Genomic DNA, 16,848 nt, shown 5'->3' on the forward strand with positions numbered 1-16,848 from the left:
AGCTTCCAAGATGAGTGAAAATACGAAGCTGTGGTATGATCATCCGGCAGGATGGCCCGAAGGGAACGAGCAGGATAGCTGGAATCGGGCGCTGCCCATCGGGAATGGAAGGCTCGGGGCTATGGTATTTGGCGACTATCCCGTGGAACGGGTGCAGGTGAATGAAGAGTCCATCTGGGCGGGGCCGCCTGTCCCTGTTCACCAGCCGGGGGCGAAACAGGCCATTCAAGAAGCAAGAGAGCTGCTGTTTGCGGGCAAAAGCGCAGAGGCGGAGCGGCTGGTTCAGGAGAAGGTGCTGTCGCCGCATACGGGCCCTAGAAGCTATCAGCCGTTCGGAGACCTATGGCTCCGCCATCAGGAGACCTCCCAAGAACAGCCGATAAGCGAATACAGACGGGAGCTGGATCTCGATACGGCTATCGCGGCCGTTTCTTACCTTCAAGCCGGGGTTCGCCACTACCGGGAGGCCTTCTCCAGCGTGAACGACCAGGTGCTTGTTCTTCGGTGGCATACGGAAGGCCAGGGCCGGATCGATACCCGGATCGATATGACGCGTGAAGAAGATGCCTTCGTCGAGGTCGGGGATCGGGACGCTCTGGTGCTTACCGCGCAGGCCGCCCATGGAACGACGCATCCGGGCGTCAAATTTGCCGGCGTGTTAAGAGCGGCAGCAGAGGGCGGTACCGTCAAGCAAGAGGGGAGGACCATCGTTGTAAGCGGTGCCGCTACATTAACCTTATACCTTGCCGTTCGCACCGATTATCATTTTGCCCAGCCGATGGAGCCTTTGCGTCATGACTTGGTCGAGCAATGCCAGGATGATTTGCGGAAGGCCATGGCCAAGCCGTATGAGCAGCTGAAGCGGGAACATATTCATGAGCACCAACGGCTATTTAGACGCGTGGAGCTTCAGCTCAAGCGCTCGCCGCTTGCCGATTCCGTTCCGACGGACCGGAGACTGGAAGCGTTCCGGCAGGGCAGCGAGGATCAAGGCTTGATAGCGTTGTATTTTCAATTCGGAAGATACCTGCTCATCTCTTCAAGCCGTCCGGGCGGCATGCCCGCGAATCTTCAAGGCATATGGAATCCGCATATGAAGGCGCCATGGGATAGCGATTATCACATCAACATCAATCTGCAGATGAACTATTGGCCTGCCCAGGTGACCAATCTTGCGGAATGTCATCTTCCTTATTTCAAGCTCATTGAAGGGCTGGTCGATCAGGGCAGCAGGACAGCGCGCGAAGTGTATGATTGCCGGGGGTTCGTTGCGCATTATACGACCGATGCATGGCTGTTTACGGCGCCTCTTGGCGCGGTTACCTATGGCATGTGGCCGATGGGAGCGGGCTGGTGCGTCCGGGATTTCATGGAATATTACCGGTTCACCGGAGATCGGCGGTTTCTGGCAGAGCGTGCTTATCCGATCTTGAAGGAAGCCGCGCTCTTCTTCCTGGATTGGCTGGTGAGGCATCCGGAGACCGGGCAGTGGGTTTCGGGTCCGTCCTCTTCGCCGGAAAATACGTATGTATCCTCCGATGGCACGGGCGTGAGTCTATGTATGGCCCCGGCAATGGATCAGCAAATCATATGGGATGTATTCGCTTGTGTGGTCGAGGCTGCGAGGGAGCTGGGAATAAGCGATGCATTTACCGGGCAGGTGGAGGAAGTCTGGAACGAGCTGGCCATATCCGGTATCGGCTCGGATGGCCGTCTCATGGAATGGTATGAGCGTGTCGATGAGGTCGAGCCCGGCCACCGCCATATCTCCCACCTATACGCCATTCATCCCGGAGCGCAATATACGTACGCATCCGCGCCCGACCGGATGGAAGCCGCCCGGAAGTCGCTGGAATACCGGCTGCGGCATGGAGGAGGACACACGGGCTGGAGCCGCGCCTGGATCATCAATTTCTGGTCCCGGTTGAAGGATAGCGGGCAGGCGCTTGCGAACCTCGAATTGTTATTGATGAAGTCGACGCTTCCGAATTTATTCGACAGTCACCCTCCCTTCCAAATCGACGGCAATTTCGGCGGTGCTGCAGGGATAGCCGAGATGCTTCTGCAAAGCCATGCGGGTGAACTGGAGCTGCTTCCCGCGCTTCCGGAGGCTTGGAGCGAAGGCAAGGTGAAGGGGCTTCGGGCGCGCGGCGGGTTCCAGGTCGATATGGAATGGCAGGAGGGGACGCTGAAGCGGTGCAGCATCATTTCACTAAACGGAAGTACCTGCAAAGTCGTATATAACGGCCATGTGGCGGTTATCGATACGGAAGCGGGAGGGACGTACGAGATCTCGTTTTCTGATCGGCTAAGTGTGATGCAATCGGGATCGGGATCGGAATCGGATAACGGATATACCGGATAAGAGAAAATAGGGGAGGTTTGAAAAGGATGGCTGTATCGATTAGACAAGCTGCCGCGGTTACGCCTGCAAGGAGGCAATTGCTGTGGCAGGAGATGGAGTTCTATGCCTTTATTCATTTTACGGTGAATACGTTTACGGACCGGGAATGGGGATTGGGTGATGAAAGCCCGGAAATATTCAATCCGTCCGAGCTGGACGCTTCGCAATGGGTAGCAGCCTGCCAAGCTGCCGGCATGAAGGGGCTCATTCTCACGTGCAAGCATCATGATGGCTTCTGTCTATGGCCAAGCAAGTATACGGAGCATACGGTCAAGAATAGTCCGTGGCGGGATGGCCAGGGCGATTTGGTCCGCGAAGTGGCGGAAGCCTGTCGGAAGGCGGGCTTGAAATTCGGGATCTATGTATCCCCTTGGGACCGTCACGAGCCGAATTACGGTGATTCGCCTGCATACAATGCCTATTTCGTCAATCAGCTGCGCGAGCTGCTTACGAATTACGGAGACATCTTCTGCGTATGGTTTGACGGCGCCTGCGGGGAGGGACCGAACGGCAAGAGGCAGGTGTACGACTGGGAGGCTTATTACAGCGTCATTCGCGAATGCCAGCCGGACGCCGTCATCTCCGTCTGCGGCCCGGACGTTCGCTGGTGCGGCAATGAGGCGGGTCATACCCGCAGCGCGGAATGGAGCGTCGTACCGGCCAGCATGCGGGATAATGAGAAGATTCAGGAAAACTCGCAGAAGGCGGATGACGGGGAATTCGCCAAGCGGGTCGGATCGCATGACGATGATCTGGGGAGCCGCGAGGTTCTTGCCCGGGTGGATGAGGTTGTCTGGTATCCGTCCGAAGTGAATACGTCGATCCGCCCAGGCTGGTTCTACCATGAATCGGAAGACGACAAGGTGAAGACGCTCGACGTGCTGGTCGACCTGTATGAACGAACGGTTGGCGGCAACGCTTCGTTCCTGCTGAACCTTCCTCCCGATAAGCGCGGGCTTATTCATGAGAATGACGTTCGCACGCTGCGGGAGCTCGGTCAGCGGCTTGCCGCAACGTACCGGAACGATCTCGCGGCGGGTGCCGAAGTACAGGCATCGGATACGAAGGACGACAATCACCGAGCAGATCATGTAACGGATGGCACTGCCGATACTTACTGGTGTCCGCCGGAGGGCGTGGAGCAGGCGGAGCTGACCATTGATTTCGGCCGCGAAGCGCATTTGGATCGCGTCGTATTGATGGAGAACATCCGGGAAGGCCAGCGGGTGGAACGGTTTCGCCTGGAATGCATGGTCGGAGATGACTGGAAGACGATTTATGAAGGAAGGGTCATCGGGTACAAGCACATTTGCCGTTTCGACCGCGTAACGGCCAAGCGAATACGGCTCGTTATAGACGAGTCGCGGTGGTACCCGACGCTCCAAGCCTTTGAAGTTTACGACAGCGGTAACGAATAGGTTGATGACGGACATCAATTTGTACTAGACGCCAATAAGGCCGGGAACGCCTCACAATTCGAGGGGCTCCCGGCCTTAGCCATATATATGGGTTGAATACGATAATTGGGTAAGCAACAGATAATAGGCAAGGACGATTATATTGTTAAGCTGGTTAAAATGAAGTCGGATTAAATAATAACGGCGTTCTTGGACTTGGTGCCGAGAGCGCCGTTTGGGTATGTAGGAGCATTCAATCGTTGAGGACACCCTGGAGTTCTAGAATCGGCCGGAACGAAAAATGGAAAATATGAGCCAGAAAAACAAGAAGATGGCGATTACAGAACCAATTTCAATGACGGGAATCCGCCAAAGCAGCGTATCCGAATGGCTTAGGGCAGAGCCGACAATCAGTCCGACCAGCACGATGCTCAAAGACAGCAATACAATACTGAACGAAAGACGGTTGCTGATCCGATCCATTTTCTTCATCAAGGCATCCAGCTGAGGGACCGTAATTTCAACGCTCACCTTTCCTTTCCGCATCAGGGACGTCAATTGCTTGACGCCTAACGGCACTTCACGCAGCAGATCGATATAATCGGGCAGATCCTCGAGCCATTTCTTCAGCATTTGGACGGGATTGAGCCGTTCCAGCAGCAGCTTCTTCCCGAACGGCTCGGCCACATCAAAGACGCTGAAGGCCGGATCCAGTGCCGTTACCACCCCCTCCATGGTCAGAAGGGCTTTACCAAGCAAAGTCAGCTCCGATGGTATCCGAATCCGGTGGCGAAGCGCTACGGTGAATAAATCATGAACGGCTTCGCCCATACTGATCTGGTCTAACGGGACCTTATAATACTTTTCCCGCAATTGGTCCACATCCGCATAAAGCAATTCGTCGTCCACATCTTCGGGGACAACCCCCATATTGGAAATCGCGCGGATAACGCCTTTGGTGCTCTGATTGCGCAAGGCGATGACAAACGACGAAAAATTCTTCTTCATCGCCGGAGTCAGCCGCCCCACCATGCCGAAGTCAAGCAGGACAAGCCCGCCGTCCTGCTGTGCGAGCACATTCCCCGGGTGGGGATCGCCGTGGAAAAGCCCTTCAACCAGGATCTGATGAAGAATCGTCGTGGCAAAAAGCTCCGCGAGCAATCGCCGGTCCAGCCCCGCCCGATCGAGCTGCTCTTGGTCGGATAGCTTGATGCCTTCTACGTAACTCATGGTTAATACGCGGCTCGTACTGTAATCCCAGTATACCTCCGGTATGCGGACATGCTTTAACCTTGCGCTCTGACTCCCGAACCGTTCGGCATTCCGCGCTTCTCTCGTGTAGTCTAATTCAGCTCGAAGTGCTTGTCCGAGTTCGTCTACGATATCGCGCAGTCGATAATTGCGCGCCCACTCCAACCGGTGCTCGGCTAACCGCGCCCAATCGGTCAGAATGTCCAGATCGGTCTCAATCAGCGTTTGAATATGGGGACGCTGCACCTTGACGGCGACGGCTGTTCCATCCATTAATACGGCATGATGGACCTGCCCGATGGAGGCCGCCGCAAGGGGAGCTTCGGAGAATTGCAGGAACAGATCTTCGACGGGAAGTCCCAACTCTTGCTCAATGATGCCGGACGCCTCCCGATACGAGAACGGGGGCACGTGATCTTGGAGATGCTCAAGCTCGGACAGGATGGAAGGTGGAATCAAGTCGGGACGCGTGCTTGCGATTTGCCCCAGCTTGACGAAGGTCGGACCCAATTCCTCCAGCAGCAGACGGATGCGCTCGCCTACCGATTTACCCTGCATCTCCTTTTCATTATCGCTTCGAAAGAATTGAAGCTTCTGGGTCAGCCCCATTTCCTGATAGACATACCCGAGTCCGTTACGCGCGAAAGCGGAAGCGATCGTCCGGTACCGTTGCAGCTGTCGAATCCGTTTTCCTGCGTTCATTTGACGGCCTCCTGTCAGTCCTCGCTCGTACCTTTGCGTTCCAAAGCGTCTAACCGCTGCTCGATTCGCGCGATATCCTCCTTGGTTGCCAACCGGCTTTCTCCCAGTATGGCGTTTACGCGTTCCTTCACCATCGCTTCTAACCGGTTCTTGGACTCCTCGCCCTTCTTAATAAGATCATCCACCAAACCGGAGGATTCCGCCTTGTTGATCTCACCCTTTTTCACCAGCTCTTCGACCGTCTTCTCGATCTGCTCCTTGCTCACAATGGCAACTCCCAAGCCAAGCGAGATTATTTTACCGATTGCTTCTCTCATTATGATCACGGCTCCTTTATTATGAATTTATGCTTGAAAGCCATGGAATACGACAACGCGCATCATACTCCCAAGCGCTCAGCTATCGTTCACACCGGATTCTCATCCAAGGCGGGACTGGACCGGGCTTATCCGACCTCATTCTTCACGGTCTTTATAATGTTGTGTTAAATATCTCTTTTTCATCCATTTTTTTAAGTATCCGAGGGGATGGGGAGTGTGATGTGCAAGTTATATTTTTGAAGCGCGGCTACTATCCAAATGTGTGCGAATATGGCATTATTAGGGGGTCGTAGGGGAGGCAGATCGGATCGTGAGGCATTGGTATAAAGTGCGGCTGCTCCAAAAGCTGATTATGATTATTATATTTTTCCTGATTATTCCAGTTCTTATAATCGGGTTCTATTTATTTTCGACGAGCCTGTCGCTCGCACAGAAAGAAAGTCGTGAAATGCTGGAGAAGGTTGCCTATCAGTTGAACGAGAACATCGAGTACAGAATTATCGGCTATCAGAATATCTTAATGCAGATGGCGCTGGATCCCAGAATAACGACGACGCTGACACAACAATACCATTCGCTGGAGGAAGAGGTGATCGCCCTTCAACAAATTAATTCCGTCGTCAGCCGGATTCGGGCATACTTCCCGATGAAGAAAGTCCAGTTCTATAAGTCCAATCCCTCCCTGCACGAGGACGGCGGAGTGATCTTGAATCTGAATAAGGCCGTTTCCCAGAAATGGTACCCTGCCATGGAAGGCGTGGACCAGCAGTTCTACTGGTATTTTGAGTGGAAAGGGGATGACGTGCAGCCGTCCCTCCACGTGAGCAAATGGCTGGTCGATTATTTGACCAATGAGAAGTTCGGCATCATTCATATTGAAGTGACGAACCTGGCGTTGTTCGATCAGTTGTCCAATCCGCTGGAATTCAAGAAAGGGTGGACGGTTATCGCGGATAACGACGGAAGAGCACTCATGAATTATAGGGACAAGTATGCGGGTGACAATGTGAAGGAGCTTCCTGAACTCCAGCAGGTGTACGATGCGAAGCAGGGCTGGTATTCTACGAAAATCGACGGGAAGCAGAGCATGGTTGTATTCGAGACGAATAGACTGAATTGGAAAATCGTAACGGTAGTCAGTCAGGAAGAATTGTGGCAGAAGCTGCAGCTTGTGAAAAAAGCAGCCGTTACCGTCAGCATTCTGTTCGTTGTGCTCACTTTTGTTGTCTTGTTCAGCTTCGGCCGCAGGATCACCAAACGTCTGAATTCTCTGATCCGAAACATGCGGAAGGTACGCGACGGAGATATGGGTCTGACCGTGAGGGTCCACGGCAATGATGAATTGGCCGATGTGGAAGAAGAGTTCAATAACATGTCGATCCGCCTGGAGAAGTCGCTCAGAGAAATATCCGAAGCGAGAAGCTCGGCTGAAGCCGAGAAGCTGCGATTGCTGCAAGCGCAGATCAATCCTCATTTCCTGTACAATACGCTTGCGCTGGTGAAGAGTATGGCAATGGATGTAGGATCTTCCGAAATCAGCGGTACAGTGGATGCCATGGCCAAGTTCTTTAGGCTGGCGCTGAATCGCGGAGGGGATATTTTGTCGTTCAAGGAAGAGCTGGAGCATGTACGTGCCTACCTGGAGATTCATGAATGGAGGTACCCGGGAAGGCTCATAACAGTATTCGAGGTGGAGGAAGAGACCCTCTCCTGCGACATGATCAAAATCACACTGCAGCCGATTATTGAGAACGCCCTGCAGCATGCGTTCATACGAACTGGAGGACGGGGACGCATTCTTGTTCGCGCAAGCTTGCAAGATGACAAGCTCTGCATCACCATAGCAGATGATGGGGAAGGAATGACACCCGACAAGCTGAATGCATTGTTGGAGAACGCGAGCAGCGGTAAGGACCGCATCGGATTCGGCATATACAACGTAAACGAGCGTCTCAAGCGCCATTACGGCGAGACGTACAGCTTGACAATCGAAAGCGCGGTCGGGAGAGGAACGTCGATTCGGCTTCTTATTCCGCAGCAATCCGGCCGTTTCGTACAAATATAAGAAAGTATAAGTTTCCGTGAACCTTTGCTTATTATTCTGAGGGAAGAAACTCAGTTCGCCGACAAGGGCGGCGCCTGCCGTTTCTTCTTGAATCGAGTTAACTAATCAACCGGAGGAATTCGGCATGGAGCTGAAAGTATTTGTAGTTGACGACGAAGAGAGACAAAGAAGCTCGATTATTAGACATGTGGATTGGAAGCGGTATCATATGAGGGTGACTGGAGAGGCGGAGGATGCGGACCAGGCGATTCGTCTGGCCGAGCTTGATCCTCCGGATCTGCTGATCACCGATATTCGAATGCTGGGGATGAACGGACTGGAGCTATCTTCCAGAATGAGGGGAATCAATTCCCGCATGCATATCATCATGGTTACCGGCTTTGAGGAGTTCGAATATGCCAAGTCGGCCCTTGACCTCGGAGTAGACGCTTTCCTCGTCAAACCTATTATTTTCGACGAGCTGACCGCTATTCTTGAACAGATCAGCCATTCTGAACAGGTAGAATTGACGAAGCGCAAGGAAGAGGAGCTCATTAAAGAGCAGCTTAATGCGTTCAAGCCGATTGCTCGGGAAAATCTGCTGCAGGAGCTTATACACGGCCTCATCCTTTGCGAGGAGGCGATTGGAGCGCGTGCCCGGTCCCTTGATATGTTTGCGCGCGCGGGCGCCCGCCGGATTCTGATCATAGTCATCGATGCGGATCCTGCCTCTCCGCTGCCGAAGGAAGAGCAGGTTAACCGCCTCCAGCCCATTCTCAGGAGAGAGGCCGCGAATGCCTTAGGATCACTGCTTGAGGAAACAACTACGACTCAGCGTGGAAATATTGTGCTGATACTACAAGGTGCGACGGAGGCGAGTTTTGATCATGAGGTGGAATATTCGCTGCAAAAGCTCGAGCTTGGGTTAGGCAAAACCGCGTACTGCAGCATTTGCATTGGCGCAGGGCCTGCGGTACCGACGCTGGCTCGATTGAGCGAAAGCTTTCAATTGGCGCAGCGAGCGGTAAATCAGAGGTTTCTTGGGGGGCATGAACGGATCTTTCGCTGGCAGGTTCTTGGGGAACAGGCCGTGGTATCGGACAAAAGACCGGAGGAACTGATTGGTGATTTTCTGGAAGCGATGGGGGCAGGAGACAGCCAAATCAGCCTGGGCCTGTTGGGTGAAATGATGCGCCGTATCGCCGGGGACATACATATTCACGGAACGGAGCTGAGGAGTCTGTGCCTGCAGCTGGTGAGCGGTGCCAGTCGGGTTGCAGGGGAGATCGGCGATTCGAACCGCCATCTGGGCTCCGAGAAGGAGCTGTGGGAACAAATTCTGGATTGCCGGGAAGAGCAGGATCTGCTGCAGGAAACGGTGCGGATTATGACGAGATTTTGTAATTTTGTTGCAGAGAGAAAGAAGAGTCACAGCCAGATCATCGTTCAGAAAGCGCTTGAATTTATGAACGGTCATTACAAGGACAACCTCTCCTTGCGGTTGGTCGCGGATTCGGTCTATCTGAGCCCCAATTATCTCGGAGCGCTGTTCAGGTCGGAGCTTGGTGTGTCATTCACGGATCAATTAATCCAGATACGCGTCAACAAGGCGAAGGAACTGCTGCATCAATCGGAGCTGAAGCTCTACGAGGTGGCAGAACGCGTCGGCTATCAGAATATCGGCTACTTCACCAGTCTGTTCAAACGGATTACGGGACTTACCCCCAAAGAATTTAGAGCGTATCTCGGGGTTGTCGGTCAGGACTAAGAAGTGGTCTATGTACAGCGGAAAGGAGCGACGGATAACAGCCGTCGTTCTTTTTTTGTGATGAAAACAGTCAAGATAGTGTCAGAGCATAAGTAATCGTGCATTACGATAATTGTAAGCGCTTCTATGCTTTTTTATAATCAGGGTACCAGTGCCGCACAAGCCAAACGCCAAACTTAGAGAAAGGGGATCACCGACAACATGCAACGTCTCTCCGCAGTTAGATGGAAAGGCCTCCTCCCGCTATACTTCTTTCTTTTACCGGGGGTCGTTCTCATTATTCTGTTTAACTACATTCCGATGCTTGGATTGCAGATTGCCTTCAAAGACTATAACTTTCGTGATGGAATCTGGGGCAGTCCATGGGTCGGCTTGCAAAACTTCAAAGAATTCACGGCCAGCGCCGATTTCTGGAGGGCTACCGGGAACACCTTTCTGTTAACCATGCTCCGCTTGCTGTTTATTTTCCCGACAACGATTATTGTTGCCTTGTTAATCAATGAAGTCCGTTCTTTTCGATTTAAGCGTTTTGTACAATCGTTGAGTTATTTGCCTCACTTCATCTCCTGGATCGTCGTTGTAGGGTTTCTTGACGCCTTTCTGTCGATCGACAGCGGAGGAGCGAACTCGCTGCTTCGCAGCCTTGGATTCGAGCCGATCGCCTTCATGGGCTCGGAGACATGGTTTCGTCCAATCTTCGTCCTCAGCAGCATGTGGAAAGAAGTCGGTTGGGGAACCATCCTGTATCTTGCCGCGATCTCCGGCATTAATCCGGTATTTTATGAAGCGGCAGTCATGGATGGGGCCGGGCGGTTCGCCCAGATGCGCTATATTACGATTCCATGCATTGTACCGATCATCTCGATCGTTCTCATTCTTACCGTTCCCGGCTTGTTAAGCGTAGGAATTGATCAGATTTACGCGATGATCAACCCTGCGAATATCGGCGTGGCAGAGGTCATAGACACGTATGTGTTAAGGCTTGGAATCGGGCAGGCCCAGTATTCCATGACCGCGGCAATCGGGCTTGTGATGAGTGTCATGTCAGCGATTTTGTTAATTTTAAGCAATATGCTTTCCAAGCGGATTGGCGGGGACGGCATATGGTAGAAGAGCGGGTGAGTGTATGGGAAGTCGCCTGACGGCGGGAGACAGAGCCTTCACAATATTCAATTCGGCGCTGTTGCTATTGTTTGCTTTTGTATGCGCGTATCCGTTGTGGTACATCTTCATTCTTTCGTTTAATGAAGGACAGGACGCGAGCATGGGAGGAATCTACTGGTGGCCCAGGGCGTTCACGCTGGATAACTTTCGGGTCATCCTGGCCGACGACACCATTGTTAACGCTTTCTGGATCACCGTGGGCCGCACGGCAATCGGCACGGCGGGCTCCCTGTTGGTGACCTCGATGGTTGCCTATGCCCTGTCCAGAAAAGAGCTTCCAGGCAGGCAGCAGCTGTTGCTTGTATTCCTTTTCATTATGCTGTTCAGCGGGGGATTGATTCCCTACTATATCCAGCTGATTAACCTGGGGCTCATCAATAACTTTTGGGTGTATGTGGTTCCCAGTCTGTTCAGTGTGTGGAACATGTTCGTTATGAAGACGTCCTTTCAGAACAACATTCCGGAAAGCGTCGTGGAATCGACAAAGATCGACGGTGCCGGCTATGTTCGAATTTATTTCAGTATCGTGCTGCCGTTCTCTATGCCTTTGCTTGCAGCGCTGGGCTTGTTTACGGCCGTATCCCAATGGAACGATTGGTTCACTGGAGCGTTCTTCGTGAACGATCTCGATCTTCAACCGCTGCCAACCTATTTGCAGCGGGTCATGAGTACGATGGAGGCGGGTAATATGATCAGCGCAAGCCAAATGACAGGCGCCAAGGAAGCCAGTATGTACAATCCGGAAGCGATTACCTCCAAGTCAGTCCGAATGGCGACAATCGTAATTACGATCTTGCCGATTCTCTTCGTATATCCATTCCTGCAAAAATATTTTGTCAAAGGTGTACTGATCGGTTCGGTTAAAGAATAACGGAGATTGCCGCTGTTAACAAATGAATGCCGGAGCGCCATGGCGTGAACCGCGTTCGCGGTAAGGATCCTGCCCGCGAACGCATAAATGCTGCCGCTGCGTCAGTTCGTTTGATGATATATACGACAGATCCAATCTTTTTAGGGGGAATATCCAATGGGGATTAGACTGAGCAAAGGGATAAAAACGGCATTGGCATTGACATTGACGGCGGCGTTGTTCACAGGCTGTGCGAACCGGGAGAGCGAGTCGCCCGGGAACAGCAGTAATTCCAAGCCGGCTTCAAAGGAGTCGTCGGCAGGATCGGGTCATTATTCCTTATATGCTCCCACGCAAACGACTCCGATCAATCTGGACGGCAGGATTACGAAGGTGGTCATGGAGAAATCGGGGATTCGTTGGAATAAAGTGGAGATCGGTAACGGAGGCGACGTGGCTCAGCAGATCAATCTTAAGCTCGTCAGCGGAGACTTCCCCGATGCGATTATCCTGCCTGCCGATAGTCTCATGTGGTCGCGTCTCATCGATGAGAAGAAGCTGCTTCCGCTCGACGACTATTTCGATAATGCCGCAGACTATCCGAATCTGGCCAAGATTGACAAACGCATTATCGATAACTGGCGTGCTGCGGATGGACACATCTACTTTGTACCGTCGGGCTACGAACCGGTTGTCGAAGAGCCGGCCGCCTGGCAGGGAAACGCCCAGGGATTATGGATTCAGAACACCATTCTGGAGAAATCCGGAATGACCTACGAGGATTTGAGAACCGTCGAGGGGTTTGAGAAATTCCTGAATAAAATAAAAGACTTCAAGGACGCCCAGGGACGCAAAATTATACCGCTGTCGCTTGGCGGAGAGAATTTCGCCGGACTTGACGTTGTCATGTCTATGTTCGGCGTTGTAAGCGGAGGAAACGGCTGGAATGAGCAGGCTGACGGAACGGTCCTTCCGGATTATCAGCTGCCAGGATTCAAGCAGGCGTTTCAATGGCTGAACAGCCTCCATCTGAAGGGTCTGCTGGATCCGGAGACCGCTTTTCAGAAGAAGGATTTGTTCAAGGAGAAAGCGAACAATTTGCGTTTTGGTGCGATGCTCTTCGGGGGATGGGATAATCCGAATCTTACCATACTCAAGAACAAGGGCATTCCGGATACGATTTCGTACAAGGCACTCGAAAGGCAGGGTTTCCCGGGCGGCTGGTTCATTCCGACCTATCTGCCGGCCAACCCCGGTGTTAAATTCGCCCAGTATGCCAGCTTCAATCCTTTTGGGGGCTCGGGTACGGGCATAAGCGCGAAGGTCGAGAACCCGGACGTTCTGATGAAAGGTCTGGATTGGATGCAAACGCCGGAAGCGTTCATTCTGATGGAATACGGCCCCGAAGAACTTGGCGCTCACAAAATGGAAGATGGCGTTGTCATTATTGACAATGACGTATTCTACGGACCCGAATTCTGGGGCGGAGATGCAGGCGGAATGGCCAAAGTGACCGAACATGGCTTCTGGTGGTGGAAAAATCTCGCCAGTACCTTGATGACGCATATTAAGACGATGGAACCGACGTGGCCGGCTACAAACGCTATGCTGTACAAGGCAGAGGAACTGAACCACGAGCAGGGAACGTACGGGCTTATTCCCCAATCCAGCCGGATCAAGCCGATCATTGGCGGAGCGGTGGAGAAATACAGCCCCGTGCAAAATGACATACGCCTTCAATATTACGCTAAGCTGCTGCTAGCCAAGAGTGAGAAGAACTTCGAGGATACGTTCAATCAGTTCTTGAACGAAATGAAGGTTCGCGGTCATGACGCGGAGACCATCGCGGAATTCAATAAGGAGTACAAAGCCTACAGCGACACTCCAGCGGGAAAAATAGAGGTAACCATCAAGCGGAGTTTACCTCGCAACGTCTATAACGAAGAGCCTGTCATTATCGGGGAATAACAAGAATCGGAGGGTAGAACATTGAATACAAGGCCTGTGGTGTATCCGAATCACGTGAATATTATTAATTTTATACGCGGAGTGGAGCCTAGACTGCCTGTGGACTTGCTTGAACCGGTGCGCGAGCAGCTGTCTCTTGTGCAAAAGCACGGATTGCGGGCGACGTGGCTGCTCCAATACGATGCGCTCATTGATTCGAAGTTTACGGAGCTTCTTATGAGCGAGGCGGATGCCTCTCAGGAAATCGGCGTCTGGTTCGAGGTCGTCCAGCCGATGGCGGAGAAGGCCGGCATTCCATGGAGAGGACGTTATCCCTGGGATTGGCACGCTCATGTCGGATTTTCTGTCGGGTACACGCCGCAGGAGCGGGAACGGCTCGCAGACGTGCTTATGGAAGAATTCCGTGCAATGTTCGGGCATTATCCGCAGTCGGTCGGCTCGTGGTTTATGGATGCGCATCTGCTGGCTTATTTGTCCGACCGCTACAGAATCGCAGCATCCTGCAATTGCAAAGATCAATGGGGAACGGACGGCTATACGCTATGGGGCGGCTACTATAACCAAGCTTACTATCCAAGCCGGCACAATGGCTTCATGCCCGCGCAAACCGGGGATAATCAAATACCGGTTCCCGTATTCCGCATGCTGGGGAGCGACCCCATCTATCAATATGATGCGCAGGATAGCGGTAACGGACAGAGCGTCATCACGCTTGAGCCGGTCTACTCAGGTTATGAAGGAGGAGGGGGCATTCCCGATTGGGTCCGGTGGTTCTTCGACGTCAATTTTCGTCCCAGTCAGGTTTCATTCGGTTATACCCAGGTAGGCCAGGAAAATTCCTTCGGCTGGAAGCTGATCAAGGATGGGCTAATCGATCAGGTCGAGCTATTGGCGAAGAAGCAAGCAGAAGGAGCGTTGACCGTGGAAACGTTGGCGGAGACGGGACGATGGTTCCGGCGGCAGTATCCGCTAACGCCGGCTTCCTCCATATGCGCCCTATCGGATTGGAGGGGAGAAGGCCATCAATCGATCTGGTATTACAATCGTTATTACCGGGTGAATTTGCTCAAGAAGGATGGCAATCTTCGAATCCGCGATATCCATCTGTTCGATGAGCGCTATGAAGAGCGTTATCTGCGGGATGTATGCGACAACAAGAATTGCCGCTACGATACGCTGCCCGTTGTTGACGGCGCCCGCTGGAGCGACGAGCATACATTGTCCGGGATGTATCCGGTTGTATTCGATGCGGACGGGAAAGCGGTACCGGCTGTAGTCCTTTCCATGGAGGCGGATGAGTCCGTTCCCGAGGAACTATCGGTCATGCTCAGTCTGGAGGGAGGGAAAAGCCTGGAGATTCGCTTCTCGGAGCGCTGCATCTCGATCTCCGGCGAGTCATCCGACTGGGGGCTTCGTATGGCATGGGGCAATACGGCCGATCAGCCGGATATTGTGTTGGAATCGGAAGAAATCCGATATGTCTTTAACGGTCATCCGTACAGGCTTGGACTGGAAGGCGCTCTGCCGACGACAGCGGTACGGCAGAAAGACGGCCTGTTTCAGGAGCGGATGCAGGATGGCGATCCTGCAAATCGGATAGATTTTCGTCCGAGGGGCAGCGAACTGAGGTTGCTTTGTTAAACCAGACGAATGTCTGTCATCGATTGCACTTATTACTGCAGCCATTATGAAGAAGCATCAAGACCCGGGGCCTAGGCTCCGGGTTGTTGGCGTTGGCAAGCACTGTGGTATTGCTTCCGGCAGTTGTGGTTTTTTGTGTCGTATACGGTGTCGATTGACGGTAAAATTGCCGGATGCTATGCTTTTAATAATATTGGAAATGCAGTACAGGTCATGTTTCTATTGAGTCCTAAAGGAGAGGGAGCATGGAAGGCAGGAAAGTAACGCTTAGGGATCTTGCAATGAAAGCAGGGCTTTCGGTTAACACGATTTCGCGAGCGCTGAAGGATAAAGAGGATATTGCGCCTGCGACTCGGAAATTGATTAAAGACCTGGCAAAAGACATGGGTTACATCGGAAACGCGCTTGCGGGCTCTCTCCGGTCGGGACTTACCAAAACAATCGCGGTCATTGTCAGCGATGTGGCCAATCCGCATTTCGGCATCATGGTCAAGGATATCGATAAAACGGCTCGCAAGCATAACTACACGATATTCGTCATCAATACCGAGGATGACTATGACATGGAGGAGCGAGCCATCTTTACGGCAATTCGGAAAAACGTGGATGGGATTATTATTTGCCCTTCGCAGCGCAGCACCGATAATATCCGTTTTTTGCAGAAAAACGGCGTTCCATTTGTATTGATCGGCAGAAGGTTCAAAGATGAACCGGAATTCGATTATGTGATTTGCGACGACGAGAAAGGCGGTTATCTGGCCACGAAGCATCTCGTCGAGAGCGGTCACCGAAGAGTGTTGTTTCTAAATGGACCGAATCGGATATCAAGTGCACAAGAGCGATTCGAAGGTTATAAGAGAGCGCACGACGAAGCCGGTTTGCCCATAGAAGAGGACCTGATCATCGAAGTCGGAGCTTCGGCAGGCGACACCAAACAAGTCGTCAGACAATTAATCGAACAGAAAGCCGACTTCACGGGAATTTTCGCCTTTAACGATGTTATCGCGTGGGAAGCCGTGTATGTCTTACATAAGTATGGCTATCGCGTGCCGGATGACTATGCGGTCATAGGGTTTGATAATATACAGTCACGTCTGTTCATCCCATTCCAACTATCGTCAATTAGCAACTCCAAGGGGAAAATGTCCAAGAGAGCGATGGATATCATTCTGCATAAAATTAATCATCCGGAATCGAAGGAAAGATTTCACGAGGTTATTGATACGACGCTAGTCTTAAGAGAAAGCACGAAGTAATCATCAAAGCCAGTTCAGCGGTACTTTGCGTAATCAACGCTGTTCCGCTAACTATAAATTTGGAAACGCTTACAAATTTTAAA

General features: G+C 52.3%; 11 protein-coding genes. 9 read left to right on the plus strand and 2 right to left on the minus strand.

Annotated features, from left to right (window positions below):
- Positions 1–10 precede the first annotated feature (10 nt).
- Positions 11–2,365 (plus strand): glycoside hydrolase family 95 protein, encoded by a 2,355-nt coding sequence (locus L1F29_RS00700; protein ID WP_258386508.1) that lies wholly within the window; start codon positions 11–13, stop codon positions 2,363–2,365.
- A gap of 26 nt (positions 2,366–2,391) precedes the next feature.
- Positions 2,392–3,822: an alpha-L-fucosidase gene (locus L1F29_RS00705; RefSeq protein WP_258386509.1), complete on the plus strand. Its 1,431-nt coding sequence runs from the start codon at positions 2,392–2,394 to the stop codon at positions 3,820–3,822.
- Between the two features lie 258 nt (positions 3,823–4,080).
- On the opposite strand, the gene L1F29_RS00710 is transcribed toward L1F29_RS00705, so the two are convergent.
- Positions 4,081–5,754: an ABC1 kinase family protein gene (locus L1F29_RS00710; RefSeq protein ID WP_258386510.1), complete on the minus strand. Its 1,674-nt coding sequence runs from the start codon at positions 5,752–5,754 to the stop codon at positions 4,081–4,083.
- 14 nt (positions 5,755–5,768) lie between these two features.
- The gene (locus L1F29_RS00715) at positions 5,769–6,071 is read right to left on the minus strand and encodes a phasin family protein (protein WP_258386511.1); all 303 of its coding nucleotides are present in this window, start codon (positions 6,069–6,071) and stop codon (positions 5,769–5,771) included.
- Between the two features lie 313 nt (positions 6,072–6,384).
- Between L1F29_RS00715 and L1F29_RS00720 the strand changes: the two genes are divergently transcribed.
- From L1F29_RS00720 to L1F29_RS00750, 7 genes are all read left to right on the plus strand, one after another.
- Positions 6,385–8,139: a sensor histidine kinase gene (locus L1F29_RS00720; protein ID WP_258386512.1), complete on the plus strand. Its 1,755-nt coding sequence runs from the start codon at positions 6,385–6,387 to the stop codon at positions 8,137–8,139.
- Positions 8,140–8,263: 124 nt separating this feature from the next.
- Positions 8,264–9,886 (plus strand): response regulator, encoded by a 1,623-nt coding sequence (locus L1F29_RS00725; RefSeq protein WP_258386513.1) that lies wholly within the window; start codon positions 8,264–8,266, stop codon positions 9,884–9,886.
- A 201-nt stretch (positions 9,887–10,087) separates the two neighbouring features.
- Positions 10,088–10,996 (plus strand): ABC transporter permease, encoded by a 909-nt coding sequence (locus L1F29_RS00730; RefSeq protein WP_258386514.1) that lies wholly within the window; start codon positions 10,088–10,090, stop codon positions 10,994–10,996.
- A gap of 154 nt (positions 10,997–11,150) precedes the next feature.
- A complete protein-coding gene (locus L1F29_RS00735; RefSeq protein ID WP_258386515.1) occupies positions 11,151–11,921 on the plus strand; it encodes a carbohydrate ABC transporter permease in 771 nt (256 codons plus the stop codon).
- Positions 11,922–12,077: 156 nt separating this feature from the next.
- Entirely contained in the window at positions 12,078–13,868 is a 1,791-nt protein-coding gene (locus L1F29_RS00740) for an extracellular solute-binding protein (protein ID WP_258386516.1), read from the plus strand.
- A 21-nt stretch (positions 13,869–13,889) separates the two neighbouring features.
- Positions 13,890–15,509, plus strand: coding sequence for a hypothetical protein (locus L1F29_RS00745; protein ID WP_258386517.1), 1,620 nt, complete (start codon positions 13,890–13,892; stop codon positions 15,507–15,509).
- A gap of 245 nt (positions 15,510–15,754) precedes the next feature.
- Positions 15,755–16,765 carry a LacI family DNA-binding transcriptional regulator gene (locus tag L1F29_RS00750; protein ID WP_258386518.1) on the plus strand — a complete coding sequence of 337 codons (1,011 nt, stop codon included), beginning with the start codon at positions 15,755–15,757 and terminating at the stop codon, positions 16,763–16,765.
- Positions 16,766–16,848 lie beyond the last annotated feature (83 nt).

This window comes from Paenibacillus spongiae, assembly GCF_024734895.1.
In the GTDB taxonomy this organism is placed as follows: domain Bacteria; phylum Bacillota; class Bacilli; order Paenibacillales; family Paenibacillaceae; genus Paenibacillus_Z; species Paenibacillus_Z spongiae.

Excerpts from the sequence above, each read along its gene's own strand:
- L1F29_RS00700 (WP_258386508.1), top strand. The coding sequence starts at position 11 with ATGAGTGAAAATACGAAGCTGTGGTATGATCATCCGGCAGGATGGCCC.
- L1F29_RS00705 (WP_258386509.1), top strand. The coding sequence starts at position 2,392 with ATGGCTGTATCGATTAGACAAGCTGCCGCGGTTACGCCTGCAAGGAGG.
- L1F29_RS00710 (WP_258386510.1), bottom strand. The coding sequence starts at position 5,754 with ATGAACGCAGGAAAACGGATTCGACAGCTGCAACGGTACCGGACGATC.
- L1F29_RS00715 (WP_258386511.1), bottom strand. The coding sequence starts at position 6,071 with ATGAGAGAAGCAATCGGTAAAATAATCTCGCTTGGCTTGGGAGTTGCC.
- L1F29_RS00725 (WP_258386513.1), top strand. The coding sequence starts at position 8,264 with ATGGAGCTGAAAGTATTTGTAGTTGACGACGAAGAGAGACAAAGAAGC.
- L1F29_RS00730 (WP_258386514.1), top strand. The coding sequence starts at position 10,088 with ATGCAACGTCTCTCCGCAGTTAGATGGAAAGGCCTCCTCCCGCTATAC.
- L1F29_RS00735 (WP_258386515.1), top strand. The coding sequence starts at position 11,151 with ATGGGAGGAATCTACTGGTGGCCCAGGGCGTTCACGCTGGATAACTTT.
- L1F29_RS00740 (WP_258386516.1), top strand. The coding sequence starts at position 12,078 with ATGGGGATTAGACTGAGCAAAGGGATAAAAACGGCATTGGCATTGACA.
- L1F29_RS00750 (WP_258386518.1), top strand. The coding sequence starts at position 15,755 with ATGGAAGGCAGGAAAGTAACGCTTAGGGATCTTGCAATGAAAGCAGGG.